A 5,293-nucleotide genomic window follows, 5' to 3' on the forward strand; every position below is an offset into this window, starting at 1 on the left:
GCCCGCACGCATGAAGGCCTACGACTGTTCGAGCTATCTGAATCGCCACCACATGAACTGGGCCTGGACCAGCCTGTTCTGGGTGATGTTCTCCGACCTCTACGTGCGCCTCTGCTCGATGGGTATCTGGACCGACTGGAGAATCCTCTGATGGCCCAGGCCTCTGACTTCACCAGACACGAGCACGACGTCCTCATCATCGGCGCGGGCGGTGCCGGTCTTCGCGCCGCCATCGAGGCATCGGCCGCCGGGGCGAAAGTTGGACTCGTGTGCAAGTCACTTCTGGGGAAGGCCCATACGGTCATGGCCGAGGGAGGGGTCGCCGCCGCTCTCGCGAACGTCGACGAGCGAGATGACTGGAAGACGCATTTCGCCGACACCATGCGCGGTGGCCAGTATGTGAACAACTGGAGGATGGCGCAGCTTCACGCCCAGCAGGCGCCCGACCGGGTGCGCGAGCTCGAGGCCTGGGGCGCGCTCTTCGACCGCACACCCGATCAACGCATCCTGCAGTGGAACTTCGGAGGCCACAAATATCCGCGGCTCGCCCACGTCGGCGATCGCACCGGGCTGGAGATGATCCGGACGCTCCAGGATCGCGGCATCCACATGGGAATCGACGTTCACATGGAGTGCACGATCGTCCGGCTCATCAAGAAGGGCGACCGGGTGGTCGGTGCTTTCGGATACGACCGCGAGCGCGGACACTTTCGCGTCTTTCAGGCGAACGCGATCGTGCTGGCGACGGGCGGCATCGGACGGGCATTCAAGATCACCAGCAACAGCTGGGAGTACACCGGTGACGGGCACACCCTCGCCTATGACGCGGGCGCGGATCTCATCGACATGGAGTACGTCCAATTCCACCCGACCGGTATGGTCTGGCCCCCCAGCGTCCGTGGGATCCTGGTGACCGAAGGGGTACGGGGCGAAGGCGGGGTGCTCCGCAACCGAGACGGCAAGCGGTTCATGTTCGACGACATCCCCGAGCTCTACAAGAACCAGACCGCGGACAGCGAGGAGGAGGGATGGCGATATACGCAGGGTGACAGGAACTCTCGCCGCCCGCCCGAGCTTCTCACTCGCGATCACGTCGCCCGGTGCATCGTACGCGAGGTCAAGGCGGGACGGGGGAGTCCGCACGGAGGCGTTTTTCTCGATATCGCCTGGATCAAAGACCGGCTTTCGAACGGCGAGGAGCACATCAAGAAGAAGCTCCCGAGCATGTATCACCAGTTCAAGGAGCTCGCCGGCATCGACATCACCAAGGAGGCCATGGAAGTCGGGCCCACCACGCACTACGTGATGGGTGGTGTGCGGGTCGACGGGGATACACAGATGTCGACGGTACCGGGACTCTTCGCCGCGGGCGAGTGCGCTGGCGGCCTCCATGGCGCCAACCGTCTGGGAGGGAACTCGCTGTCCGACCTCCTCGTTTTTGGAAAACTCGCGGGAGAGCATGCGGCGAAGTTTGCCAAACAGCAGGGCGCCGGCGGATTCGACAAGGAGCAGGAAGAGCAGGTCCAAGCCGCCGCGAGATGGGCCCTCGCTCCGCTGGAGCGCCAGGCGTCGAGCGCCGGAGGCGAAGCCCCCTACGCCATCCAGTACGAGCTTCAGGAGTACATGCAAGACCTCGTGGGCATCGTCCGCAACGAGAAGGATATGAAAAAGGGGCTCGACACCGTCCTGGCGTTACGTCAACGCGCCGGAAACGTCGTCGCGCCCGGAAACCGCGAGTACAACCCCGGGTGGCACACGGCCCTGGATCTCGATAGCCTGCTGACGGTTTCCGAAGCCGTGGCGCGGGCCGCGATCGAGCGCAAGGAGAGTCGTGGTGCCCACTTTCGCGAGGATTACGATTCGAAAGACGAGGCCTGGGGAAAGACGGTCCTCGTCATACGCCGAGGACGAGGCGGCGACATGGAGGTCACCCGTGAAACGATCGGGGAAATGCCCCCGGAGCTGAAGACGATTATCGAGGAGAATCGCTAGATGACCACCGGGACCTTTCGAATCTGGCGTGGAGATCGAGCGCGGGGTGAGTTCCAGGACTACGAGACCGAGGTATCCGAAGGCATGGTGGTCCTCGATGCCATTCATCAGATCCAGGCCGAGTCGGCGCATGATCTGGCGGTCCGATGGAACTGCAAAGCGGGGAAATGCGGCTCTTGTTCGGCCGAGGTCAACGGCAATCCGCGTCTCATGTGCATGACCCGCCTCGCTGATCTGGACCTTTCCGAGCCGGTGACCGTCGAACCGCTCCAAGCCTTCCCCATCGTCAAAGACCTCGTGACCGACGTCAGTTGGAACTTCGAGGTCAAGAAACGGATCAAAAAGTTCACCCCGCGGCCGCCTGATGCGCCCGACGGGACCTGGCGGATCGCACAAGAGGACATCGACCGCGTTCAGGAGTTTCGGAAGTGCATCGAGTGCTTCCTTTGCCAGGACGTTTGTCACGTCCTCAGGGACCATCACCTGCACGACGAGTTCATCGGTCCCCGCTTCTTCGTTCACGTCGCCGCGCTGGAGATGCACCCGCTCGATACCGAGAACCGCCTGGAAGAGCTCAAGAACGCGGACGGCATCGGCTATTGCAACATCACGAAGTGCTGCACCAAGGTCTGCCCCGAGCACATCACGATCACCGACAACGCGATCATCCCGCTCAAAGAACGCGTGGTGGACGAGTTCTACGACCCGCTGAAGAAGATCTTTCGTGTCCTCACCGGGAAGTGAAGCGGTTCCCGGCTACCGCTCATTCCCGGGAACTTTGTAGCTTGAACACGAGCCCGCCCTTGATCACCACGGAGACGTTCTCGAGCAACGTGATGTCATCGAGCGGATTGCCGCGTACGGCGATGAGGTCGCCGAGGCGGCCTGGCTCGACAGCACCCACGCGATCGCCCCATCCCATGTGACGCGCCGCCACCGACGTCGCCGCGCGAATGGCGTCCATGGGCTTCATGCCGCGTTCCACCATGATGTGAAACTGCTTGGCATTGTCCCCGTGGGGATAGACGGCTGAGTCCGTTCCGTAGACGATATCCACTCCGGCCTCGTACGCCTTCGTGAAACCTTTCCGTTGCGCCTCGGTCGTCTCCTGGTTCTTCCTGAGAAACTCCTCGGGCCAGCCTTCCTTCTTTCCTTCGGTGGCAATGTAGTCGCCGTTGTAGACGTCCATGGAGAGCGCCACGCCGTGCTCTCGGGCGAGCGCGATCGCCTCATCGTCGATGAGCGAAGCGTGCTCGATAGTGTCCGCTCCCGCGAGAATGGCTTCTTTGATCGAACGCGCGCCGTGGGCATGGGCGGCGAGCTTGAGTCCCGCCGCATGCGCCACCTCCGCCACGGCTTCGATCTCCTCGGGCGTCATCTCGGGCTCGCCGGGAACGCCTCCATAGGCGAGCACGGCTCCCGAAGCGATGACCTTGAGCACGTCGGCGCCCCCAGCGACCGCCGCGCGTGCCTTCTCGCGAAAGCCCTCGGGTCCGCGCGCAACTCCCAGGCGCACCCGTTCGGGGATGTCCTTTTCGTCGAATCCCGGTATCACGAGATCGCCTCCTCCGCCCGGCACGGTGAGGTAATAACCGGAAACCTGCATTCGCGGCCCGATGAGCTGCCCTCGGCTTATCTCGTCGCGAAGCGTCCGGTCCGCCCACGCGATGTAGGTTCCCATGTCCCGCGCCGAGGTGAACCCCGAAAGGAGAGTCTTGCGCACGTTCTCACGACCGAACTCCACTTGCTCTTCCGGCGTCCGCAGGTAGTAAACGCTCAGATCGCGGGTGCTTCCCGCGTAGTCGGCGAGGTGCGAGTGCATGTCGATGAGACCGGGAAGCACGGTGTAGGCGGCGAGATCGAGAACCGGGACGTCCGCGGGTGCGCCCAGGCCGACGCCAACCTGGGTGATGGTGCCATCCGCGATCAGGACGTCGACGCCCTCGACGAGCTCGTCGGAAAGCCCGTCGATGAGCCGGCCACAGCGTACGAGAAGCGATCCGGAATCGGGTTCGTGGACGCCTTCGACGATCGCCGGCAGCCGAGGCTCGGGAGAGCGGCACGCCCAGAGGAGTACGAGCAGAACGGCCGCGCGTCGCATCGATTACTCGATCAGGCGATTGTACTTCCTGAGGACCTCGCGCAGCCGCTCGTGAGGGATCGCGTAGACTTTGTTGCCACCGACTCCCGTCATGGTCTCGGCGGCGACCATCGCGTTCACGATGGCTTCCTCCGTCGCCTCCACCGTGGCTCCGAACAGAGGGGAGAGCTCCGAGTTCCCCAGCATCTTGACGTCGTAAAGCCCCCCCTGCTCGGTGCCGACATCCTTGTGGGCGGTGGAGAACGCGATGAAGATGTCACCCGATCCGTTCGAGGCGATGCTTCCGTTCCGCCCGAGTCCGAGGCTCGCCCGCTTGGCGATGCGTTTGAGCTGGTGAGGTAGCACCGGCGCGTCAGTCGCGATCACGACGATGATCGAGCCGTCCTCGTTCTCATACGATCCAGCGTTTGCTTCGGGCATGAGTTCCGTGATCTCGCGCCCAACGGGAACCCCGGCAATGCGGAGCTGCGAGCGAATCCCGTAGTTCGCCTGAACGAGAACGCCGACAGTGAAGGGACCGTGCGCCGAGTCCACGATGCGCGATGCGGTCCCGATACCGCCCTTGAACTCGTAGGCTCGCATACCGGTTCCGCCCCCGACGTTCCCTTCGCCGACCGGACCCGATCGCGCGCCTTCGATCGCGGCGAAGACGTGCTCGCGCTTCACGTGAAACCCGTTGATATCGTTGAGGCCTCCGTCCCAGGTCTCGGCGACCACGGGAAGACTCCAGGTCACTCCCTCGATGTGAGCGACCGACCACTCGATGACGGCCTGATGGACCGTCCCGACGCTGTGGGTATTGGTGATCGCGACCGGGCCTTCCAGAATGCCCGACTCCTCGATCCACGTGGTGCCGGTCATCTCCCCGTCGGCGTTGAGCGTGAACCAGCCCGCGAAGACCTGATTCTTCCCGCGACGTCCGTCGGGGAGAACCACGGTGACCCCAGTGCGAACGTCTTCGCCGGCGACGAGCGTCGTGTGCCCCACCTCGACGCCCGCGACGTCGGTGATGGCGTTGAGCTCGCCCGGGGAGCCTTCGAACGGCACTCCGAGATCGCGAGCACGGGTTTGACCGAGCGCCGACGAGTCGAGCGAGGCCATGACGATGAGTGAGACGGTGAGTGTCCTCATGATGGGCGGAGCCTAAACCGCGCCCAATGATCCGTCAATTCGACCGGCCTTCGAGAACAGGGGGTTCAA

The 5,293-nt window shown here is 63.6% G+C and carries 4 protein-coding genes; 2 read left to right on the plus strand and 2 right to left on the minus strand.

The genetic code is table 11. From position 1 onward, the window contains the following. Positions 1-150 precede the first annotated feature (150 nt). Complete coding sequence (locus VEK15_17515; GenBank protein HXV62502.1) at positions 151-1,992, plus strand: fumarate reductase/succinate dehydrogenase flavoprotein subunit; 1,842 nt, start codon at positions 151-153, stop codon at positions 1,990-1,992. Then, entirely contained in the window at positions 1,993-2,736 is a 744-nt protein-coding gene (locus tag VEK15_17520) for a succinate dehydrogenase/fumarate reductase iron-sulfur subunit (protein ID HXV62503.1), read from the plus strand. It begins immediately after the preceding gene. A 19-nt stretch (positions 2,737-2,755) separates the two neighbouring features. Here the strand turns inward: VEK15_17520 and VEK15_17525 are convergent, their stop codons facing one another. Continuing rightward, positions 2,756-4,093 carry an amidohydrolase family protein gene (locus VEK15_17525; protein HXV62504.1) on the minus strand — a complete coding sequence of 446 codons (1,338 nt, stop codon included), beginning with the start codon at positions 4,091-4,093 and terminating at the stop codon, positions 2,756-2,758. Positions 4,094-4,096: 3 nt separating this feature from the next. After that, positions 4,097-5,224, minus strand: a complete 1,128-nt coding sequence (locus tag VEK15_17530; protein ID HXV62505.1) for a P1 family peptidase — start codon at positions 5,222-5,224, stop codon at positions 4,097-4,099. Positions 5,225-5,293: the final 69 nt, after the last annotated feature.

The organism is Vicinamibacteria bacterium, from assembly GCA_035620555.1.
Taxonomy (GTDB): Bacteria; Acidobacteriota; Vicinamibacteria; order Marinacidobacterales; family SMYC01; genus DASPGQ01.

Bases quoted from the DNA above. Each gene is read 5' to 3' on its own strand.
- VEK15_17515 (HXV62502.1), top strand. From the start codon at position 151: ATGGCCCAGGCCTCTGACTTCACCAGACACGAGCACGACGTCCTCATC.
- VEK15_17520 (HXV62503.1), top strand. From the start codon at position 1,993: ATGACCACCGGGACCTTTCGAATCTGGCGTGGAGATCGAGCGCGGGGT.
- VEK15_17525 (HXV62504.1), bottom strand. From the start codon at position 4,093: ATGCGACGCGCGGCCGTTCTGCTCGTACTCCTCTGGGCGTGCCGCTCT.
- VEK15_17530 (HXV62505.1), bottom strand. From the start codon at position 5,224: ATGAGGACACTCACCGTCTCACTCATCGTCATGGCCTCGCTCGACTCG.